Origin of the sequence: Mesorhizobium sp. M7A.F.Ce.TU.012.03.2.1, from assembly GCF_004006095.1 — a bacterium.
Classification (GTDB): domain Bacteria; phylum Pseudomonadota; class Alphaproteobacteria; order Rhizobiales; family Rhizobiaceae; genus Mesorhizobium.
The window spans coordinates 343864-363894 of record NZ_CP034779.1 but is presented as its reverse complement, the minus strand read 5'-3'; the positions used below and the strand labels follow the sequence as shown (position 1 = coordinate 363894).

Genomic DNA, 20031 nt, shown 5'->3' with positions numbered 1-20031 from the left:
CTGAAAGGCTCTTCATCTGGGCGGAACCTGAAATCGCCCGAAACAAGAACGTGCAAGGCATGAACGTGAGCGAAAACGTGCAAAACGCCCCCCGTGCTTCCCGTCTTTGGACACTGCCTGCCATCATCGCAGCGTTCCTTTGCCTGTGTGTCACCGGCGCGTTCGCGGAGACGCGTGCTTTGAAGATTCAACATCTCCATACGGGCGAGAAGGCTGAAATCGTCTTCAAGCGCAATGGGCGCTATGATCCGGCGGGATTGAAGAAGATCAATCTCATGCTGCGCGACTGGCGTCGCAACGAACCGACGAAGATGGATCCGCGCCTGCTCGATCTTGTCTGGCAGGCCTATCGCGCCAGCGGCTCGAGAGCCTATATCCACGTGGTCAGCGCCTATCGGTCGCCAGCGACGAACGCCATGCTGCGCAGCCGCTCGAAGGGCGTGGCTCGGGAAAGCCAACACATGGTTGGCCGTGCGATGGACTTCTTCCTGCCGGATGTGCCGCTGAAGAAGCTGCGCGACATCGGCCTGAAGATGCAGGGCGGCGGCGTAGGCTATTACCCTACCTCGGGCTCGCCTTTCATACATATGGATGTCGGCAATGTGCGGCATTGGCCGGGCATCAGCCGCCAGGAACTCGCAAGGGTATTCCCGAACGGCAACACCTTGCATGTGCCGAGCGACGGCAAACCGCTGCCCGGTTATGGGCAGGCGTTTGCCGCCTACAAATCGCGCAAGGGCGCCGGCACGCCCAACATCGACCTGGCAAGTGCCGACGGCGGCCAACGCAGGCCGGCGCGCGGCCTGCTGGCGACGCTTTTGGGTGGCCGCGGTGCGGACGAGACCGATGATGTCGCCGAAGCGGTGCCGGCGCCACGCAAGCCGGCCAAGTCCGTTGAACCCAGGCCCGCCGGCATCGCAATCGTGCCGCCGCAGGATGCCCAGCGCGCCGACATCCAGATGGCTTCCGTCGATAGGGCCGAAGAATCGCCGATTGGACCGGAAGGGAAGACGCCTGAAGCGATCGTCATGGCCATGGCGCCGGGCTCGGTGCCGCTGCCAGCCTTCGCCCCGCGCAGCGGGTCCACGACCAGCATTCCGACCCCGCAACTCGCGCCGCTTGCAGCAGCCAACGCTTCCACCGCGCGGGCCGAACTGGCCAATCCAACAGCAACCGATGCTGAAATTCCCTCGGGCAAGTCGGCCGGTCCCGCGGGCGGCGCGCCGGACATGGTGGCGTTCAACATCCCGTTGCCGACATGGCGACCGGAAAGCCCGACGCGCCAGCTTGAAGCAGACAAATCAGGCGATGCGGTCGCTGCATTGCTGGCCTTGAACCGCGCCGATGACGGCCACAATGGGTTGGCCGGCCAGCGGGTCTCGGTTGCCCAATCGAAGCCCGAAGATCGCGTCAGGACCAGCCCGAAGGCCGACCGTGTCCAGCCAAATCTCGATCCCGAAGCCACCGCGGTCATCGTGCCGGCAGCGTTGTCCCGGCCGATTGAGACAGATCGTGGCATCGCCGGCGAAGCTAGCACTGCGGCGGCGCCCGTCATTGCCGCCAATCTCATCCGCACAGCGCCGGAGCACATCTATCTCGATGGATTCCAGCCGCGAGGACAGACCTCCGATCACCGGCGCTTCACCGGTTCCGCGGTCAAGTTCCTGCCCATCGCCAGCTTCAAATAGACGCCAGCCCTCGTTCGAGCCTACGTGGATGTGTTGCACGATTGGCTTGGCTGCCATGGGATAGCAAGTCATGCCGAACTCTCGATTGCTCTGTAAGAGAAGTTCCAAATTTGACAAACATGTATGAAATTGTAAGATAATCGTCTTTCCGTCGGCGATGGGCGATGACAATGTCGATCCGCGAAGAACTGGCCAATACGACCGTGGCGTTCACCTCCGCGGAAGAGAAGATCGTCCAGGTCCTGCTCGCTGATTATCCGATGTCGGGGCTGGGCACCGCGACCCGGCTGGCACGGCGCGCCGGCGTCAGCGACCCGAGCGTGACGCGGCTGATGAGCAAGCTTGGCTATGTCGGCTTTGCCGATTTCCAGGCACGCCTGCTCACCGAAGTCGAATCCAGGCTGCATTCGCCGCTTTTGATGATGGAGGCCAAGCGTCCGGGCGGCTCCAGCGAAGGCACCGCACTTGCCTATTTCCATTCGGTTTCCGACAGCCTGGAGCGCACGCGCACGGCAGTGCCGGTGCAGGCCTACACGCGCGCCGTCAACATGCTGCTCGAGAGCAAGGGCCAGGTCGTGCTGCTGGGCGGCCGGTTCAGCCGGCATATCGCCTCCATGCTGGCCGGCTACCTCCTGCAGTTCCGCTCCGGCGTGCGCGACATCGGTTCGTTGAGCCCCGCCGATTTCGACCTGTTGATCGACCTTGGCAAGCGCGACCTCCTCGTCGTGTTCGACTACCGGCGCTATCAGTCGGACGTGGTGAGCTTTGCCCAGCAGGCCAAGGAGCGCGGCGTCTCCATCCTGCTGTTCACCGATGTCTGGCTGTCGCCGATATCTGACATAGCGGACCTGACCATGGTTGCCGCGATCGACGCCAACTCGCCGTTCGACACGCTGGCGACGGCCGTTGCCCAGATGGAAACCGTGTTCGCCCACGCGCTGGAAGGCCACGGCGCCGGGGTGCGCAAGCGCATCGAGGACATCGAGAAGATCCGCAGTGCCAATGCGGTCACGCTCGATACCGTCCTGTCGTCATCGGCCGACGACGCCGCCAAAACCAAAACCACAAGGAAATAGTGTCGTTGCGCCCAGTGCAGCGATGCAAAGCGCCGCGACGCAGAGAAGGAAGCGACGATGCCCGACAACCAGACCACCATCGATGCCGTGCAGGCTGAGATCGAGACCGATCGCGACTGGTTGATCGGGCTGACCCGCGACATGGTTCGCATCCCTTCGGTCAATCCCAAATTCGAGCCCAACCCGGCGATCAACCGCGAGGCGGATGTCCAGGCGCTGCTTGAACCGATCCTCAAGCAGGACGGTTTCAAGACCGAGCAATGGGATGCCTTGCCCGGCCGACCCAATCTGGTCGGCGAATGGGCGGGAGACGAGGACCGCAGCCTGATCCTGTGCGGCCATATCGACGTGGTGCCGGTCGGGGCGATGAAGGACTGGTCGGTCGATCCGTTCGGCGGCGAGATCACCAATGGCCGCCTCTATGGCCGTGGCGCGGTCGACATGAAGGGCGGCGTCGCCGCTTGCATCGCCGCCGCGCGCGCGATCCGCAAGGCGGGCATCACGTTGCAGGGCCGGCTCGCCATCCACTCGGTCGTCGACGAGGAAGCCGGCGGCTTCGGCGCCATGGACGCGGTGAAGAAGGGCAAGCTCGCCAAGGCGGTGCTGGTCGCCGAACCAACCTGGGGCGATGTCCTGCCGGTCGAAGGCGGGCTCGAATGGGCGCGGGTGACGATCCGCGGGCGCAACGCCCATTCGGCGCTGCGCTACAACGAGATCTATCCGCAGCGCCACGACAAGGACCGGCTCGAGCCGGGCGTCAACGCCATTGAGATCGCCGCCCGCTTCATCGCCGCCGTGCGCCAGTATGAGCTGGATCGGACGCGGGCGAAATCGCATCCGCTGCTGCCGCTCGGCATGAACACGATCAACATCGGCGTCATGCATGGCGGAACCGGCCTTGGCCAGCACGGCCTGCCGATCGTCATGACCAACCCGGCCATCATTCCCGACGTCGCGGTGCTCGATCTCGACATGAAATTCCTGCCCGATGAGAACTCGGCCGACTACCGCCGCGATTTCGAGACGTTCGTCCACCATTTCGCCCAGACCGATGCGTGGCTGCGCGACAACCCGCCTGCGATCCAATGGGAGCTCGGCGGGCTGTATTTCCCGCCGATGAACACGCCGGTCGATCATCCGCTGGTGACATCGCTGATGAAGCGCAAGGCCATGGTCGGCAAGGCGCCGCAGGCGCGCGGCTTCGTCGCCGTGTGCGATGCCGCGCACTATGCCGGCGCCGGCGTCGACGGTGTCATCTTCGGGCCGTCAGGCGACGGGTTTCACGGTTCCGACGAATATGTCGAGGTCGAATCGGTGGTCGAGACCGCCAAGGTGATCGCCGCTTCGGTCATCGACTGGTGCGGCATCCGCTGAGGCGGAGCCGCTATTCCGAGCCGATCAGCCCGGGCGCTTCAGGCGTCCGGCGACGGCGCCCCATGAAGCCTTGATCATGCCGACCAGGCCGCTCGGGTAGGCCAGCATGACGCCGATGATCAGCACCGCCGTGATCATCGGCCGCCACGCGCCGAAATCGGCCATCCATTCGGCGAAGATCGTCAGCACGAAGGAGGCGACGATGGCGCCGTAGATGGTGCTGGTGCCGCCAAGCAGCACCATCGACAGGATGATGGTCGCGAGGCTCATGCCGAAGACGTCGATCGAGGCATTGCGCTGGTAGGCGGCGTAAAAGGCGCCGGCGATGCCGGTGAAGAAGGCGCTCGCGGCAAGCGTCAGCATGCGCTGGCGCACGATCGAGACGCCGCGGCTGATGGCGTATTCCTCATTGTCGCGCAAGGCGACGATACTGGCCCCGGCGCGTGAGCGCACGAACACGCGCAGGAACAGCGTACTTGCCACCAGCAGTGCCAGCGCGATGTAGAAATAGGCGAACTTGCCGTCGCGGACCATGTTGTGGTCGAAGATATAAAGTCCGGGAATGCGCACCAGCCCTTGCGTGCCGCCGGTGATGGCGGACTGGCTGATGATCACCTGCATCACCAACTGCGCGAAGCCGAAAGTGACCAGGATGATGTAGATGCCCTTCAGCCGCAGGATCGGGATGGTCACCAGGATCGCCGCCAGGGTTGCGATGACACCGCTGGCAAACAGCGCGATCCACGGGTCGAATTCGGCCAGCTTGGTCAGCAGGCTGTAGGCATAGACGCCGATGCCGAACAGCGCCAGATGGCCGAAATTGAAAACGCCGCCATAGCCGAGGCTAAGATCCCAGTTCGAGGCGACGATCGCATAGATGAAGGCCATGATCAGGATGTGGCGGGCATAGGTGTCGCCGAAGATCAGCGGCAGCAGCGCCAGCAGCGCGAAGCCGAGCACGAAGCCGATGGCCTCCTGCTTCCACGGCGTGCGGCCTGGAGCGATCGGGGTTGCCGCCTCGGCGTGGCCAGGCGCGATCAGCGATGTCGTGTCGGTCATGCTAGGCCTCGGGAGCGGCTGGCAAAGATGCCCTCGGGGCGCACCATAAGGGTCAGGATGAGCACGCCGAACAGCAGTGCCGGCGTCCAGTACAAGCCGAAATAATAGCTGCAGGCTGCCTCGAAGAAGCCGATCAGATAGGCGGCGAAGATCGGACCCGATATGCTCGATATGCCGCCGAAAACGACGACGATCAGCGCCTTGAGCAGCGGGTCGCTGCCCATCACCGGCGACATGAAGCGGTAGCCGCCCATGAAGATGCCGGCGAGCCCGGCCAGCGAAGCGGCGATGGCGAAGGCCAGTCCATAGAGCGCGGTGACGTTCAGCCCGACAAGGTGGCTGGCATCTTCATTTTGCGCCACGGCGCGGAGCGCCAGCCCCAGCCGCGTGCGGTTGAGGAACACCCAAAGTGCGGCCAGGATCAGCGGCGTGATCACGATGATGGCGATCTGGTGCAGGGAGACGCCGACGCCCCCGATGGTGGCGTTGCCGGCGATCAGCGCCGGGATCTGTTTCGAGCGCGGTCCCCAGATGGTCAGCGCGCCGTTCTCGATCAGCGACCCGGCCGCCAGCGTGGTGATGACGACGACCAGCACGATGTTGGGTCGGCCGATCAGCGGCCGCACGACGCTCGCCTGCAGGATCCAGCCGACGCCGGCCATGACGACGACGGCGATCGGAAACGCGACCGCCGCAGGCAGGCCGAGTTCGACCAGCTGCCAGGCGATGTAGGCGCCCAGCATCATGAACACGCCATGGCTGAAATTGAACACGCCGATCGTCGTCCAGACGAGCGCTAGCCCGACCGCCATCATGGCGTAGAGCGAGCCCTGGAACAGGCCGCCGAACAGGATTTCCGCCAATGCGCTCATCTTCGGATTTTCCTAATGGCCAAAATACATCGACATGATCTCGCCGTGGTCGAGGCTTTCGCCCGGCTTGATCTCGGTCGCCACCGCGCCATGGTTGACGAGGTAGAGTTGCTGCGTCAGCTCCAGCAGGAATTCGATATCCTGCTCGACGACGATCAGCGGCACGCCGCCGCGCGAAATGTCCATGACGGAGGCGCAGAGTTCGTCCTTGATCTTGGGCGCCAGCCCCAGCGTCGGCTCGTCCAGGATCAGCAGGCGCGGATGGCTCATCAGCGCCGTGCCGATCGACACCATCTGGCGCTCGCCGCCCGACAGCGTGCGCACGCGCTGGCGCCAGCGCTCCGCCAGTTTTGGAAACAGCTTGATCACCTTTTCGCGGTTCTCCGCCTCATGCGGCCGGGCCCTTGGCGAATAGGCGCCGAGCGCCATGCAGTCGGCGATCGAGAGATCGGGAAACAGCCGGTTGCCTTGCGGCACATGGATCAGGCCGGCGCCGACGATGGCGCGTGCGCTGCGGCCGGCAATGTCTTGCCCGTCGAACAGGATGCGGCCGCTCTTCGGTTGCAGCAGCCCGGAGACTGCGCGCAGCAGCGTCGTCTTGCCATGGCCGTTGGGGCCGAACAGGCCGACATTGCCGAAACGGCCGGCCTCCAGCGAGATATCGTGCAGCACGGTGACGCGGCCATAGCCGGCGGTGACGCCTTCGACGCTGAGAATGGGGTTCACGCCGCCGATCTCCTGGTGCCGAGATAGGCTTCGATGACGCGCGGGTCGGCGATCACGCCGGCCGGGTCGCCAGCGGCCAGGACGCGGCCATTGTTGAGCACCAGCAGATGTTGCGAAAGGCTCATCAGGAAGGTCAGCACGTGCTCGATCAGAAGGATGGTGATGCCGCGTTCGGCGGTGCGGCGGATCAGGCCGATCGACGTCTCGATCTCGGGCTTGGTCAGGCTCGATGCCGGCTCGTCGAGCAAGAGCATGCGCGGCTGCATGGCGATCGCGGTGGCAAGCATCAGGCATTTGCGCTCGAACACGGACAATTCGCCGGCAAGCCGGCCGAACGACCGAGATCCCAGGCCGACGAATTCGAGCGCCTCGGCGGCGGCATTGCGGGCCGTGGCCGCTGTCTTTTCCTGCTTGCCGTAACTGGCGCCGATCAGCGCGTTCTCGAACACGGTCAGCCCGTCGAAGCTGGTCTCGCGCTGAAACGTGCGGGCGAGGCCGAGGCGCGCGATGGCGTGTCCCGATTTGCCGTTTATGGCAATGCCGTCAAAGCGGATCCGGCCCCGGTCGGGGCCGAACGGTATGCCGGTGATGATGTTGAACAGCGTGCTCTTGCCGCTGCCGTTCGGGCCGGCGATGCCGAAGATCTCGCCGGCCTCGACCTTGAACGACACGCCGTCGACGGCCTTCAGCGAACCGAAGGCCTTCGACACGTCGTCCAGTTCAAGCAGGGCCATTCCCTACTTCATCCAGGGCTGGAGCTTGAAGGCGCCGGTGGCGTATTTCTCCGGCGAGATCAGCGTGCGCTGGCCATCCCAGATCTGGAAGAAGGTGATCGGAATATAGTCGTCGCCCTGCGTGGCAAGGTGGGTGGCGGGATCGAATTTCAGCCGCCCTTCCGCGACCTGCTTGTCGGTCTCCGACAGCGCCTTCATGATCGCCGCATGGTCGGATGCGCCGCCGACCTTCTTGACCGCATCGAAATAGACATTGGTCATTTCGTAGAGGCCGACGCCGTAGGTGCCGCTCTCGACGCCGTATTTTGCCTTGAACTTGGCCGCCACCTCGTCGGCGCGCGGGTTCTTCGGCGTCGTCAGCGCGCCGCCGAGCAGGTTGTAGATGACACCATCCGATTTCTTGCCGGTCAGCTCGACGAATTCCGGAACGCTCGGTGCGTATTGCAGGAAGACGAGGCTCTTGGTCGGCTGCTCGAGGAACTGGTTCAGGAACGACGCCGAATTGCCCGGCAGATAGTCGGTGTTGATGACGACATCGGGAACGTTCTCGCGCACCTTGGCGAGGATCGAACGCCAGTCGGTCACTTCGCCGAACGGCACGATCTCGTCGACGGTGATGGTCCAGCCCTTCTCCTTGAAGGTCTTCTTCATGCCTTCGGAGATGGTCTTCGAATAGGCATTGTCGGACGAGATGATGGCGACCTTCTTGGTCGGCAAGGTAATCTTGCCCTCCGCCGCGAGCTTCTCGACGAACAGGGTGACGTCGGTGTTGTAGGCGTCGAAGGAAGGCGTCAGCGACCAGCAGCACATGTATTTATCGGGGCTCGGCGCGATGATGTCCCGGGTCTGCTGCGAGGTGGCCGCGAGCATATAGGGCATCTCAGCCTCGGCCATGTTGTCGATCTCGAAATTGGTCAGGCTGGCGTAGCCGGTCAGCATGAAGTGCACGCCCGGATCGCCAAGCAGGCGCTCGACCGCGCTGGTGACGTTGCCGGCGGACTGATCCTTGACGTCGCCGACCACCAGTTCGAACGTATCCCCGGCAACGCCGCCGGCTGCGTTGGCCTCGTCGATGGCCATCTGCACGCCGCGCTGGAATTCCTGGCCGTCCGCCGCGGCAGGGCCGGTCAGCGGCGCAAGCAGGCCGATCTTGACGACATCGGCAAAGGCGGGGGCGGCTGATACGGCAAACATGCCGAGCAGCGTCGTGCTCATCAGCATATGGCGGATTCGACTTGCGGCGGATTTGGGCTTCATCGTGCTGTTCCCTGTTTTCCTCCCGTTCATCGGGAGTTGGATAATTGACAATCTACGCATAATTGTTCTTATTTGAAAAGGATTTTTCAACGCAACCTGGCCGGGAAGATGGTTCCCGCAAAGGTATGGAAGCCGTGGCGCTTTGCCGCGCAACTGTATTAAAACAGGGCAATTCCCCCGACGGAGCGGACAATGGCGATCTCGCAGAAGACCCTTGAAACCAGCCACGGCAAGATCGCGGTTCGCCAGACCAGTGGCGAAGGCGCCGCTGTCATGCTGATCCACGGCAATTCATCTTCCAGCGCCGTTTTCCGCAACCAGTTGGACAGCCCGTTGGGCGAGCGCTACCACCTCATCGCTCCCGACTTGCCCGGCCATGGAGCGTCCGCCGATGCGATCGATCCGGAGCGTTCCTACAGCATGGAAGGCTATGCCGATGCCATGACCGAAGTGCTCGGGCTGCTCGGCGTCGACAAGGCCATCGTCTTCGGCTGGTCGCTCGGCGGCCATATCGGGCTTGAGATGATCGACCGCTTTCCCGGCCTGCTTGGCCTGATGATCACCGGCACGCCGCCCGTCTCGCCCGAGCAGGTCGGCAACGGCTTCAAGCCGAGCCAGCATATGCACCTTGCCGGGCAGGAAACCTTCACTGACGCGGATGTCGAGGCCTATGCGCGCAGCACCTGCGGCGAGCCGTTCGAGCCGTTTCTCATCGACACGGTGGCGCGCACCGATGGAAGGGCGCGGCGCCTGATGTTCGAAAAGTTCGCGGCCGGCACCGGGCGGAACCAGCGCGAGATCGTGGCCGGCAAGACGCCGCCGATCGCCGTTCTGAACGGCATCGACGAGCCATTCGTCAACACCGATTTCGTCTCCGCTGTGAAATTCTCCAATTTATGGGAAGGCAAGGCCCATCTGCTCGACAAATCCGGCCACGCGCCGTTCTGGGATTCGCCGGATCGCTTCAATCCGGTCTTCGCCCGCTTCCTGGCAAGCTTCGACAGAGCGTAGGTCCGTCGGAAAACCGGCGCCACAGACCCCGCCCTCGAGACAGGTGGGTGACAATCGCGCGCATCTACCGTATATTGACATAAAGATATCCTTATGTGACATGAAAAGGCCTGTCGCCAAAGGGATAAAAAATGTCGCAGAATTCTGCATCGCTGGACGCATTGTTCGGCCCCGTCGCGGCAAAACCGGACGGCTCGGAAGTGCTTGCCGCGCTGACAGCGGCGGCACGCGAGCGCATTCTCATCCTCGACGGCGCCATGGGCACGCAGATCCAGGGCCTCGGCTTTGATGAGGAACAGTTTCGCGGCGAGGCCTTCGCCGGCTGCGCCTGCCACCAGCAAGGCAACAACGATCTTCTGATCCTGACGCAGCCGAAGGCGATCGAGGAGATTCACTATCAATACGCCATCGCAGGCGCCGACATCCTCGAAACCAACACCTTCTCCTCGACCTCGATCGCCCAGGCCGATTACGGCATGGAGGATGCCGTCTACGCGCTGAACCGCGATGGTGCGCGGCTGGTGCGGCGCGCGGCGGTGAGGGCCGAGCAGGAAGATGGCAAGCGCCGTTTCGTCGCCGGCGCGCTGGGGCCGACCAACCGCACCGCCTCGATGTCGCCCGACGTCAACAATCCTGGCTACCGCGCCGTGACCTTCGACGATCTGCGCCTCGCCTATGGCGAGCAGTTGCGCGGCCTGATCGACGGCGGCGCCGACATCATCCTGATCGAGACGATCTTCGACACGCTGAACGCCAAGGCCGCGATCTTCGCAGCGGAAGAGATCTTCATCGAGAAGGGCGTGCGCCTGCCGGTGATGATCTCGGGCACCATCACGGACCTCTCCGGCCGCACGCTGTCGGGCCAGACGCCGACCGCCTTCTGGCATTCGGTGCGCCATGCCAACCCTTTCACCATCGGCCTCAATTGCGCGCTCGGCGCCAATGCGATGCGGGCGCATCTGGCCGAACTATCAGGCGTCGCCAACACCTTCACCTGCGCCTATCCGAATGCCGGCCTGCCCAACGAATTCGGTAGGTATGACGAGAGCCCGGAATTCATGGCCGCGCAGATCGAGGATTTCGCCAGGGAAGGGCTGGTCAATGTCGTCGGCGGCTGCTGCGGCTCGACCCCGGAGCACATCCGCGCCATCGCAGAGGCGGTGCGGAAGTATCCGCCGCGCGCCATTCCTGACATCACGCCGAAGATGCGCCTGTCCGGGCTGGAGCCGTTCACGCTCACCGAGGAGATCCCCTTCGTCAATGTCGGCGAGCGCACCAATGTCACCGGCTCGGCCAAATTCCGAAAACTGATCACGGCGGGCGACTATGTCGCCGCACTCGACGTCGCCCGCGACCAGGTCGCCAATGGCGCGCAGATCATCGACATCAACATGGACGAGGGTCTGATCGATTCGAAGAAGGCCATGGTCGAATATCTCAATCTGATCGCAGCCGAGCCGGACATCGCCCGCGTTCCTGTCATGGTCGACAGTTCGAAATGGGAGATCATCGAAGCCGGCTTGAAATGCGTGCAGGGCAAGCCGCTGGTCAACTCCATCTCGATGAAGGAGGGCGAAGAGGCCTTCCTGCATCATGCCAGGCTGGTCCGCGCCTATGGCGCGGCGGTGGTCGTCATGGCCTTCGACGAGGACGGCCAGGCCGACACCAAGGCGCGCAAGGTCGAGATCTGCACGCGCGCCTACAAGCTCCTGACCGAGCAGGCCGGCTTCCCGCCCGAGGACATCGTCTTCGATCCCAATGTCTTCGCCATCGCCACCGGCATCGAGGAGCACGACAATTACGGTGTCGACTTCATTGAGGCGGCCGGCGAGATCACCGCGACGCTGCCGCATGTTCACATTTCCGGCGGCGTGTCGAACCTGTCCTTCTCGTTCCGCGGCAACGAGCCGGTGCGCGAGGCCATGCATGCCGTGTTCCTCTACCATGCCATCCAGCGCGGCATGGACATGGGCATCGTCAATGCCGGCCAGCTCGCAGTCTACGATACGATCGAGCCGGCACTGCGCGAGGCCTGCGAGGATGTCGTGCTCAACCGCATGCCCAGGGCCGGCGGCACCGCCACCGAACGCATGCTGGAGATCGCCGAACGCTTCAAAGGCACGGCGGGCCAGGAAGCCAAGGAGCGCGATCTCGCCTGGCGCGACCTGCCGGTCGAACAGCGGATCAGCCATGCACTGGTCAACGGCATCACCGAATTCATCGACGCCGACACCGAGGAAGCGCGGCTTGCCGCCGAGCGGCCGCTGCATGTCATCGAAGGCCCGCTGATGGCCGGCATGAACGTCGTCGGCGACCTGTTCGGCGCGGGCAAGATGTTCCTGCCGCAAGTGGTGAAATCGGCGCGGGTGATGAAGCAGGCCGTCGCCGGACTGCTGCCGCATATGGAGGCCGAGAAGCTGGCCAACGCCGCCAACGGCATCGACAATGGCGAACGCCAGACAGCGGGCAAGATCCTGATGGCGACGGTCAAGGGCGATGTCCATGACATCGGCAAGAACATCGTCGGCGTCGTGCTCGCCTGCAACAATTACGAGATCATCGATCTCGGCGTCATGGTGCCGGCAGCGAAAATCCTGCAGACGGCGCGCGACCAAAATGTCGACATCATCGGCCTGTCCGGCCTGATCACGCCATCCCTCGATGAAATGGTGCATATGGCCGCCGAGATGGAGCGCGAAGGCTTCGACATTCCGCTGCTGATCGGCGGCGCAACGACCAGCCGCGTGCACACGGCGGTGAAGATCCACCCGCGCTACACCAAGGGCCAGACGGTCTACGTCACCGACGCCAGCCGGGCGGTGGGTGTCGTGTCGTCCTTGCTGTCGAACGAGACCAAGGGCGGCTATGTCGACACGGTGCGCACCGAATACAAGAAGGTCGCCGATGCGCATGCCCGCTCCGAATCCGACAAGCAGCGGCTGCCGCTGGCCAAGGCGAGGGCTAATGCGCACCGGATCGACTGGTCTGCCTACGAGCCGCCGAAGCCGTCCTTTACCGGCGTCAAGGTATTCGAGAACTGGGATCTCACCGAACTCGCGCGCTACATCGATTGGACGCCGTTCTTCCAGACCTGGGAACTGAAGGGCCGTTATCCCAAAATTCTCGAAGACGAGGCGCAAGGCGCCGCCGCGCGCCAGCTGTTCGAGGATGCGCAGGCGATGCTGAAGAGGATCATCGCCGAGAAATGGTTCGCGCCGCGCGGCGTCATCGGTTTCTGGCCGGCCAATGCCGTCGGCGACGACATCAGGCTGTTCACGGACGAAAAGCGGTCGCAGGAACTGGCGACCTTCTTTACCTTGCGCCAGCAGCTGACCAAGCGCGACGGCAAGGCCAATGTCGCACTGGCGGACTTCGTCGCGCCAGCGGAGTGCGGCAAGCCGGATTACATCGGCGGCTTTATCGTCACCGCCGGCATCGAGGAGGTGGCTATCGCCGAACGGTTCGAGCGAGCGAATGATGATTATTCGTCGATCATGGTCAAGGCGCTGGCAGACCGCTTCGCCGAAGCCTTTGCCGAGCGGATGCATGAGAAGGTGCGCAAGGAATTCTGGGGCTATGCTTCAGATGAAGCGCTGGCGCCGGACGAGCTGATCGGCGAACCCTATCGCGGCATCCGTCCGGCGCCCGGCTATCCGGCGCAGCCGGATCACACCGAGAAGGCGACTTTGTTCCGGCTGCTCGACGGTGAGCGCAATGCAGGCGTGAGCCTGACCGAAAGCTATGCGATGTGGCCGGGCTCGTCGGTCTCCGGCATCTATCTGGCGCATCCAGAAAGCTACTATTTCGGCGTCGCCAAGGTCGAACGCGACCAGGTCGAGGATTATGCGCGCCGGAAGGCGATGCCGTTGGCAGAGGTTGAGCGCTGGCTTGGCCCCATCCTCAACTACGTGCCGGCACATTATGCCGAGGCGGCTGAATAGCGGCGCGAACGCTATCATCATTTCGCTCTGACGGTCGTCGTTGATCTCTTGACTCTATCCTCCCAGGGGGGATAGTCGGGCGGTATGTCCGAAGGTATTCACACATCCCACCCTGCCATTTTAAAGCGGCTGAAACGCGCGCAAGGGCACCTGGCTTCCGTCATTGCCATGTTCGAAGCGGAACGCCCCTGCGTTGATCTTGCGCAGCAACTATACGCGGTCGAAAGCGCCATCAGCAGCGCGAAACGCGAGCTGATCCACGATCACATCGAGCATTGCCTGACCGACAGCGCTGAACCGAGCGGCAGCTCTCTGGCGGAACTCAAGCAGTTGGCGAAATATCTATGAACCATACGGGGGCACGCATCCTTGACTGGTTTGGGTTCGGACCAAGCGGCCATGCCGCGCACGCTGATCACGGTCATGGCACAGGGCCGCATGGTCATACCCACGGCGTCATCGATGCGACCATCGCCACAACTGACCGTGGCATCTGGGCCATCAAATGGTCATTCGTCATACTGGCGGTTACAGCGGCGCTGCAGGTTGTTGTTGTGATGCTGTCTGGCAGCGTGGCGCTGCTGGCCGACACGATCCACAACATCGGAGACGCCACGACCGCCATTCCATTGTGGGTCGCATTCATGCTGGCGCGCCGCAAGCCGTCGCAGACCTTTACCTATGGTTTGGGCCGCGTCGAAGATCTGGCAGGGATCATCATTGTCCTGATCATTTTGTTTAGCGCCATCGTCGCTGGCTATCAGGCCATCGACCGTCTGATAAACCCCCAGTTGGTTACCCATTTGGGTTGGCTGACGGCGGCCGGCATTGTCGGGTTTCTTGGCAATGAAGTGGTTGCCGTGTTCCGGATCCGGGTCGGTCGGGAGATCAACAGCGCGGCGCTCGTCGCAGACGGCTACCACGCCCGCACCGACGGTCTCACTAGCCTTGCCGTTGTCATCGGTGCGCTGGGCGTTTGGCTCGGCTTTCCCTTGGCCGACCCGATTATTGGCCTGCTCATCACCGCTGCGATCTTCGGCATCGTTTGGCAATCGGCACGCTCGGTGCTTACTCGCATGCTTGACGGTGTCGAACCCGGCGTCATGGGCGAAATCCGGCATGCCGCCGAGCATGTGCCGGGCGCGCAGATTGTCGAGGCGAAAGCTCGTTGGATTGGCCACAAGCTGCACGCAGACATTGCCATCTCGGTCGACGAAGCTTTGCCTGTTTCCGAGGCCAGGAAGATAACGGCCGCTTTGGAAGATGAACTGTTCGAGCACATGCCGGCTCTTGCAGCTGCCAACATTCGGTTGGCCACCGCAAATGAACAACACGACGATCCGCATCCTCACGGGCATGATCACGGTGAACACCACGGCCACCACCATTGAGGGTCGCGAAAAAACCACCGGCGTCGGCTAACCTCGACTGATGTTCCAAACGCTTGTTGAGTTTCAACGCACCATATATCTGGCGTTCGCCGACCAGATAAAACTGCTCTCGGTTGGAGGCGATTGGCTGGCGTTCCTGGCCTTCCTGCCAATGGGGGTCTTGTTTGGAGCCGCACATGCTTTGACGCCCGGTCACAGCAAAGCTATTTTGGCGACCTACCTTGCCGGCTCCGATGCGAAGGTTTCGCGCGGCCTCTTGGTGTCGGTTACTCTGTCCTTCACTCACGTGGCAATCGCAGTTCTGATCGCCGTGCTTTCGCTGCCGCTTGTCTCGATCGCGTTGGGTAGTGTTGGGCGCGCGCCACTCCTCGAGAACATCAGTCGCGGCCTGCTCGGGCTGATCGGCGTCTGGATGATATGGCGCGCATTGAACCATGGCCGGCATCACAAGCATGAGGGCGAGGCTGTTGGTGTCATGGCCGGTTTGATACCCTGCCCGCTGACCCTCTTTGTCATGACGTTCGCGATTTCCAGAGGCGTACCGGGCGCCGGTATTCTGTTCGCGATCACCATGATGCTTGGTGTGGCACTGACCTTGTCTTGTGTGGCGATCGCTTCAATCCTGTTCAAAGAGCGACTGGTGCACTTTTTCGACAGCCGTCCGCGCCTGTTCGATGTCATCTCACGTACGATTGAAGGGGTGGCTGGCTTTGCGCTCGCTTGCATAGCCGTCTGGCAAATCTCATCTTCGGCTGTCTGATCTCGATGAGTTCTCACCAGCCTGTCGAAAACAGCGCAAGCGAACGTCATCTTGTCGCCATGACATCGTCGGGACACGATGTGCCAATACCGGCATCTGCGCTGGTGGCTGGCCGATAATCCAACACATCGATAAACCCAGGGCAGTCGCCTTTGCAGTTGGAGCGCCGAATGACCTTACTCACACGCCGCGGACTTTTGAAAACGGCTGCGGTTGCTGGCGTGGGCGGGATCGGGCTCTCGGCCATGGGTCGGCTTGGCGGCTTGGCAGCTGCCACAACTGAGCCGGTCGTTTTGCAGACGGCAAAGATCCAGGCGAAGCTGATGGATATCGGCCAGACCAGGGATGTGCTGACCTATGGCAACACCGGAATGCCGCCCGTGCTCAGAATGAAAAAGGGCGAGCCCTTCGCTGCACGCCTTATCAACGCGATCGACGATCCGACGACGATCCACTGGCACGGTATTCGCGTTCCAAACAAGATGGACGGCGTGCCGTTCCTGGTCCAGCCCTACGTCTACACCGGCGATCATTTCGACTACGCCTTCACGCCGCCCGATGCCGGCACCTTCTGGTACCACCCGCATTGCAACACGCTGGAGCAGATGGGCCATGGCCTGACCAGCGTGATCGTGGTCGAGAACCCCAACGATCCGAAATTCGATGCCGAAATCGTCCTCAATTTGCGCGACTGGCGCCTCGGCGACGACGGTCAGTTCATCGACCAGTTCCGGCCGCGCGATGCCGCGAGAACCGGCACTTACGGCACGGTACGCACCGCCAATTGGCTCGACCAGCCGCAATATGATGCGCCGGCCGGCGGACTAGCGCGGCTGCGCGTCGCCATCACCGACGTGACGCGTATCTACGCTTTTCGCGTCGACGGTGCGGAGGCGAGTGTCATGGCGCTCGACGGCAATCCGGTGCCTGAGCGTTTTTCGCCCGATGCCTTGCTGCTTGGACCCGGCCAGCGCATGGAACTGGCCATACGCATGCCCGACAATGAAGGCGCGATGGTCAGCTTGAGGGACGTCAGGGGCACCAAGCCAAAAATCCTGGCAACCCTGCGCGCGACAGGAAAATCCCTCAAACGGGACATTCGCGATGTTGCTCCGCTGGAGCTCAATCCGGTGGCGGAAGTGGATCTCGCCAGTGCCAGGCATATTTCCCTGGCACTGAGCGCCACGGCGGAGAACGTCCCGAGCGATGGCATCTGCGGTTCGCTTGGCTACAGTTTCTGGGCCATCAACAAAGTGCCGTGGCCAGGCGACACCAAGGACCCGACCGCGCCACTGGCCGAATTGAAGCTTGGCCAAAGCTACGTCATCGACATGGAGAACCTGACGCCGCAATCCCATCCGATGCATCTGCACGGTATGAGCTTCAAAGTGCTGTCATCCTCGACGCGCCGGGTTCAGCCTGTGATTTCCGACACCTATCTCATCCAGCCCAACGAGAAGGTTCAGCTCGGCTTCGTCGCCGACAATCCCGGCGATTGGCTGCTGCACTGCCACATCATCGAGCACCAGAAATCGGGAATGACGAGCTACGTCAGGGTGGTGTGAAGCCGCGTCAGCCTGCGCGTAGCGTCGGTGCCGTCATTTGCGCAATTGCGCCTCGATCTCGTCGAGCACCTTGTCCTTGCCGATGCCGGTGAGGAAGGCGAGGCCCTTGATCACCGGCTTGGTGACCGAAGCGGAGATCGGGGTGGTTGAGACGATGAAGTCGATATTGTCGGCCAGTCCGGGCACTTCGGTGGCCTTCGCCTGCTGGGCGTTGAAGGTGAGGCCGCGTTTCTTCATTTCCTCGGTGACGGCGACATTGACCGCGGTCGAGGTGGCGATGCCCGTGCCGCAGGCAAAGAGAATGGTTTTCTGTCTGGACATCTCTGCTTCTCCTTGTTTCAGCCGAGTACGGCTCGCACGTCTTCGAGGGTTCTGGCCGACCTCAAATCATCCAAGGCTTGCGGGTTCTGGATGGTGGCCATGACGGCCTGCAGCGCCTCAATCTGCTTGTCCTTGTCGTTGATGGCAAGCAGGAAGACGAAGCCGACCGGCAGCATCTCGTCGGGATCCTCCATGTTGGCGAAGGTCACTGGTTGCTTCAATGTGCCCATCGCGATGCCAGGCTTCAGCACATGCTCCGGATCGGTGTGCGGCACCGCGACATTGTCGGAGCGTTCCAGCGGCAGTCCGGTCGGGATGGTCAATTCGCGGCGCACGACCGCGTCGGCATAGCTGCTTTTGACATAGCCAAGTCTCTCCAGCCGGCCCGCCAGGATGCGGATGATCTCCTCATTGGTCGAGGCATCGGATCCGAGCACGATCGCGTCAGGGTCCAGAAGCTGCATGAGTCCGTCGGACATTCTTTGCTCCGTCTATGAAATCGTGCGCCCCGGGAGGGCGCACGATCGGTTTAAGGGTGGACGCTATCAGGTTCAGGCCGTCTCTTCGGCCGGCTCGTCCTCGGCGCCCGCGGCCCGCTCCCAGCCGAGCGGATTGCGCCGGTAGAGGACAAACAATGCCGCGATGACCACCGCGATCACGATGATGCCGACAAGCCCCATCCCCTGGATCGCCTCGATGACCACGTAAGGCACCCACAGGAAGCCGTCGACCACCGAGGTGATCTGCAGCGCGTCCGCCGGCAGCTTGAAGCCCGACGAGACTGCTGCGCTGGTGAACAGCGGCGCCAGCGCGTTGGCGACGTAGAAGCCGATGGCCAGCGTCACCGTGCCGATCACCACCATGCGGAACACGTTGCCTTTGACCAGCGGCGCGGTCATGGCGACGATGAAGGGGATGACCGCAAGATCGGCGAACAGGATCACGCGGTTGCCCGGCAGGATCACCGACAGGATGATCGCGATCGGCACCAGGATCAGCGACGACGAGATCGCGGCCGGATGGCCGATCAGGATCGCCGAATCGAGACCAACGAGAAGCTCTCGGTCACCGGTGCGCTTGCGCACGAACGCCTGTGCGGCGTCGGAGACGGGGATCAGCCCCTCCATCAGGATCTTGACCATGCGCGGCAGCAGCAGCATCACCGCGGCCAGCGTCATGCCGGTGCCCAGGACCTTGGCCAGCACCACGCTGAGATCACCCGCATTGTAGAAGGCGATCGCACCAAGCACGAGGCCGATGATGAGGCCCATCACGACAGGTTCGCCGAACACGCCGAACCTGCGCTCGATGGTGTCCGTGTTGATGTTGATGCGGTTGATCCCGGGAATGCGGTCCATGATCCAGTTGAGCACAATGGCGATCGGCAGGATCTGTGCCGAGGCGAGATGCGGCACGGAAATGCCGGGCACGCCATAGAACTGCTGTACCGCGCGCGCCGACCAGTCGGCGAACAGCAGCGAGAGTGCTGCGACAAGTGCTGCGACCGCGATGCCATAGGCCAGATTGTCGGTTGCGGCGACCACCAGCGAGCCGACAAAGGCGAAGTGCCAGAAATTCCAGACGTCGACATTGAGCGTGCGCGTCATCCGTGTCAGCAACAGCACGATGTTGACGAGGATGCCGACTGGAATGACCCAAAGGCCGACCGATGAGCCGAAGGCGATCGCGGCCGCGGAGGGCCAGCCGACATCGATGATGTCGCGATGAATGCCGGTGTTGGTGACGATGGCCTTGGCGACGTCGCCAATCGACGTGAACATGAGGCCAAGCACCAGATTGATGCCGATGAAGGCGACGCCGATGGTGACGGCGGCGCGAAAAGCCTTGCTGACCTTGGCTCCCAGAACCACGGCGATGATGAAAATGACAATTGGCAGCAGGACCGTCGGGCCAAGCGTATCGATGGCCCCTTTTAGGCCCGCGAGAACAGTATCCATTTTTCCTCCCCTGGAGCCGCGAGCCTTCGCTCGACGCCTCGCAATGATGCTCCATCCAGCCTTTGACGCTCTGGCGCAAAGACACTCCCCAATTTGCCCCAGAGGCGAATGCTTTCCGACTGTCGCGTCGGTGAACATTTGCCTTTGTTGACAAACGAATGTTTTATTGGGGTTGTCCGCTGCATTGTCAATTGGTTGCGCTTCGGCCAATCGAGCCTCGGCGGACGTCCTTCCGAGACGATTTCGCGGGAAATTGCCGGTCGCGACCGGGTTTCGTTGGCAAATAGAACCCGTTCCC

General features: G+C 62.6%; 16 protein-coding genes and 1 pseudogene. 9 read left to right on the top strand and 8 right to left on the bottom strand.

The window, feature by feature from the left end:
- Nucleotides 1-59: 59 nt before the first annotated feature.
- The 3 genes from EJ079_RS01765 (at nucleotide 60) to EJ079_RS01755 (ending at nucleotide 4138) form a co-directional block, all read left to right on the top strand.
- Complete coding sequence (locus tag EJ079_RS01765) at nucleotides 60-1688, top strand: DUF882 domain-containing protein (protein ID WP_245481802.1); 1629 nt, start codon at nucleotides 60-62, stop codon at nucleotides 1686-1688.
- A gap of 170 nt (nucleotides 1689-1858) precedes the next feature.
- Complete coding sequence (locus EJ079_RS01760; protein WP_127396608.1) at nucleotides 1859-2764, top strand: MurR/RpiR family transcriptional regulator; 906 nt, start codon at nucleotides 1859-1861, stop codon at nucleotides 2762-2764.
- A 57-nt stretch (nucleotides 2765-2821) separates the two neighbouring features.
- On the top strand, nucleotides 2822-4138 hold the full coding sequence (locus EJ079_RS01755) for an ArgE/DapE family deacylase (RefSeq protein WP_127396604.1): 1317 nt from the start codon (nucleotides 2822-2824) through the stop codon (nucleotides 4136-4138).
- Between the two features lie 24 nt (nucleotides 4139-4162).
- Here EJ079_RS01755 and EJ079_RS01750 read toward each other — a convergent pair whose 3' ends face one another.
- From EJ079_RS01750 to EJ079_RS01730, 5 genes are read right to left on the bottom strand one after another with little or no spacing between them, the layout of a single operon-like run.
- The gene (locus tag EJ079_RS01750; RefSeq protein WP_127807900.1) at nucleotides 4163-5197 is read right to left on the bottom strand and encodes a branched-chain amino acid ABC transporter permease; all 1035 of its coding nucleotides are present in this window, start codon (nucleotides 5195-5197) and stop codon (nucleotides 4163-4165) included.
- Nucleotides 5194-6069, bottom strand: coding sequence for a branched-chain amino acid ABC transporter permease (locus EJ079_RS01745; RefSeq protein WP_127296621.1), 876 nt, complete (start codon nucleotides 6067-6069; stop codon nucleotides 5194-5196). The genes EJ079_RS01750 and EJ079_RS01745 overlap by 4 nt, the downstream gene beginning before the upstream one ends.
- Before the next feature lie 12 nt (nucleotides 6070-6081).
- Entirely contained in the window at nucleotides 6082-6795 is a 714-nt protein-coding gene (locus EJ079_RS01740) for an ABC transporter ATP-binding protein (protein ID WP_127269236.1), read from the bottom strand.
- Nucleotides 6792-7529 carry an ABC transporter ATP-binding protein gene (locus EJ079_RS01735; RefSeq protein WP_127396607.1) on the bottom strand — a complete coding sequence of 246 codons (738 nt, stop codon included), beginning with the start codon at nucleotides 7527-7529 and terminating at the stop codon, nucleotides 6792-6794. The genes EJ079_RS01740 and EJ079_RS01735 overlap by 4 nt, the downstream gene beginning before the upstream one ends.
- Nucleotides 7530-7532: 3 nt before the next feature.
- Complete coding sequence (locus EJ079_RS01730; protein ID WP_127807899.1) at nucleotides 7533-8786, bottom strand: ABC transporter substrate-binding protein; 1254 nt, start codon at nucleotides 8784-8786, stop codon at nucleotides 7533-7535.
- 192 nt (nucleotides 8787-8978) lie between these two features.
- Between EJ079_RS01730 and EJ079_RS01725 the strand changes: the two genes are divergently transcribed.
- The 6 genes and pseudogenes from EJ079_RS01725 to EJ079_RS01700 all read left to right on the top strand — a co-directional run bounded on the left by EJ079_RS01725 (nucleotide 8979) and on the right by EJ079_RS01700 (nucleotide 17454).
- Entirely contained in the window at nucleotides 8979-9797 is an 819-nt protein-coding gene (locus EJ079_RS01725; protein WP_127398683.1) for an alpha/beta hydrolase, read from the top strand.
- A 131-nt stretch (nucleotides 9798-9928) separates the two neighbouring features.
- Nucleotides 9929-13738 (top strand): methionine synthase, encoded by a 3810-nt coding sequence (gene metH / locus EJ079_RS01720; protein WP_127807898.1) that lies wholly within the window; start codon nucleotides 9929-9931, stop codon nucleotides 13736-13738.
- An 84-nt stretch (nucleotides 13739-13822) separates the two neighbouring features.
- Nucleotides 13823-14086: a metal-sensing transcriptional repressor gene (locus EJ079_RS01715; protein ID WP_127397356.1), complete on the top strand. Its 264-nt coding sequence runs from the start codon at nucleotides 13823-13825 to the stop codon at nucleotides 14084-14086.
- Nucleotides 14083-15060: pseudogene (locus EJ079_RS01710) on the top strand (cation diffusion facilitator family transporter); the annotation flags it as partial. The gene EJ079_RS01715 and the pseudogene EJ079_RS01710, both read left to right, overlap by 4 nt.
- 109 nt (nucleotides 15061-15169) lie before the next feature.
- On the top strand, nucleotides 15170-15889 hold the full coding sequence (locus tag EJ079_RS01705; protein ID WP_127397358.1) for a sulfite exporter TauE/SafE family protein: 720 nt from the start codon (nucleotides 15170-15172) through the stop codon (nucleotides 15887-15889).
- A 170-nt stretch (nucleotides 15890-16059) separates the two neighbouring features.
- Nucleotides 16060-17454: a multicopper oxidase family protein gene (locus EJ079_RS01700; protein ID WP_127807896.1), complete on the top strand. Its 1395-nt coding sequence runs from the start codon at nucleotides 16060-16062 to the stop codon at nucleotides 17452-17454.
- 33 nt (nucleotides 17455-17487) lie between these two features.
- On the opposite strand, the gene EJ079_RS01695 is transcribed toward EJ079_RS01700, so the two are convergent.
- From EJ079_RS01695 to EJ079_RS01685, 3 genes are all read right to left on the bottom strand, one after another.
- Complete coding sequence (locus tag EJ079_RS01695; RefSeq protein WP_127807895.1) at nucleotides 17488-17775, bottom strand: PTS sugar transporter subunit IIB; 288 nt, start codon at nucleotides 17773-17775, stop codon at nucleotides 17488-17490.
- A 17-nt stretch (nucleotides 17776-17792) separates the two neighbouring features.
- Nucleotides 17793-18254, bottom strand: a complete 462-nt coding sequence (locus EJ079_RS01690) for a PTS sugar transporter subunit IIA (protein WP_127267974.1) — start codon at nucleotides 18252-18254, stop codon at nucleotides 17793-17795.
- A 72-nt stretch (nucleotides 18255-18326) separates the two neighbouring features.
- Complete coding sequence (locus tag EJ079_RS01685) at nucleotides 18327-19733, bottom strand: PTS transporter subunit IIC (protein WP_127807894.1); 1407 nt, start codon at nucleotides 19731-19733, stop codon at nucleotides 18327-18329.
- Nucleotides 19734-20031 lie beyond the last annotated feature (298 nt).

What these genes read in the sequence shown, in the direction of transcription:
- EJ079_RS01750 (WP_127807900.1), bottom strand. Translation starts at nt 5,197, where the DNA reads ATGACCGACACGACATCGCTGATCGCGCCTGGCCACGCCGAGGCGGCA.
- EJ079_RS01745 (WP_127296621.1), bottom strand. Translation starts at nt 6,069, where the DNA reads ATGAGCGCATTGGCGGAAATCCTGTTCGGCGGCCTGTTCCAGGGCTCG.
- EJ079_RS01695 (WP_127807895.1), bottom strand. Translation starts at nt 17,775, where the DNA reads ATGTCCAGACAGAAAACCATTCTCTTTGCCTGCGGCACGGGCATCGCC.
- EJ079_RS01730 (WP_127807899.1), bottom strand. Translation starts at nt 8,786, where the DNA reads ATGAAGCCCAAATCCGCCGCAAGTCGAATCCGCCATATGCTGATGAGC.
- EJ079_RS01700 (WP_127807896.1), top strand. Translation starts at nt 16,060, where the DNA reads ATGACCTTACTCACACGCCGCGGACTTTTGAAAACGGCTGCGGTTGCT.
- EJ079_RS01735 (WP_127396607.1), bottom strand. Translation starts at nt 7,529, where the DNA reads ATGGCCCTGCTTGAACTGGACGACGTGTCGAAGGCCTTCGGTTCGCTG.
- EJ079_RS01690 (WP_127267974.1), bottom strand. Translation starts at nt 18,254, where the DNA reads ATGTCCGACGGACTCATGCAGCTTCTGGACCCTGACGCGATCGTGCTC.
- metH (WP_127807898.1), top strand. Translation starts at nt 9,929, where the DNA reads ATGTCGCAGAATTCTGCATCGCTGGACGCATTGTTCGGCCCCGTCGCG.
- EJ079_RS01755 (WP_127396604.1), top strand. Translation starts at nt 2,822, where the DNA reads ATGCCCGACAACCAGACCACCATCGATGCCGTGCAGGCTGAGATCGAG.
- EJ079_RS01760 (WP_127396608.1), top strand. Translation starts at nt 1,859, where the DNA reads ATGTCGATCCGCGAAGAACTGGCCAATACGACCGTGGCGTTCACCTCC.
- EJ079_RS01685 (WP_127807894.1), bottom strand. Translation starts at nt 19,733, where the DNA reads ATGGATACTGTTCTCGCGGGCCTAAAAGGGGCCATCGATACGCTTGGC.
- EJ079_RS01715 (WP_127397356.1), top strand. Translation starts at nt 13,823, where the DNA reads ATGTCCGAAGGTATTCACACATCCCACCCTGCCATTTTAAAGCGGCTG.
- EJ079_RS01725 (WP_127398683.1), top strand. Translation starts at nt 8,979, where the DNA reads ATGGCGATCTCGCAGAAGACCCTTGAAACCAGCCACGGCAAGATCGCG.
- EJ079_RS01705 (WP_127397358.1), top strand. Translation starts at nt 15,170, where the DNA reads ATGTTCCAAACGCTTGTTGAGTTTCAACGCACCATATATCTGGCGTTC.
- EJ079_RS01765 (WP_245481802.1), top strand. Translation starts at nt 60, where the DNA reads ATGAACGTGAGCGAAAACGTGCAAAACGCCCCCCGTGCTTCCCGTCTT.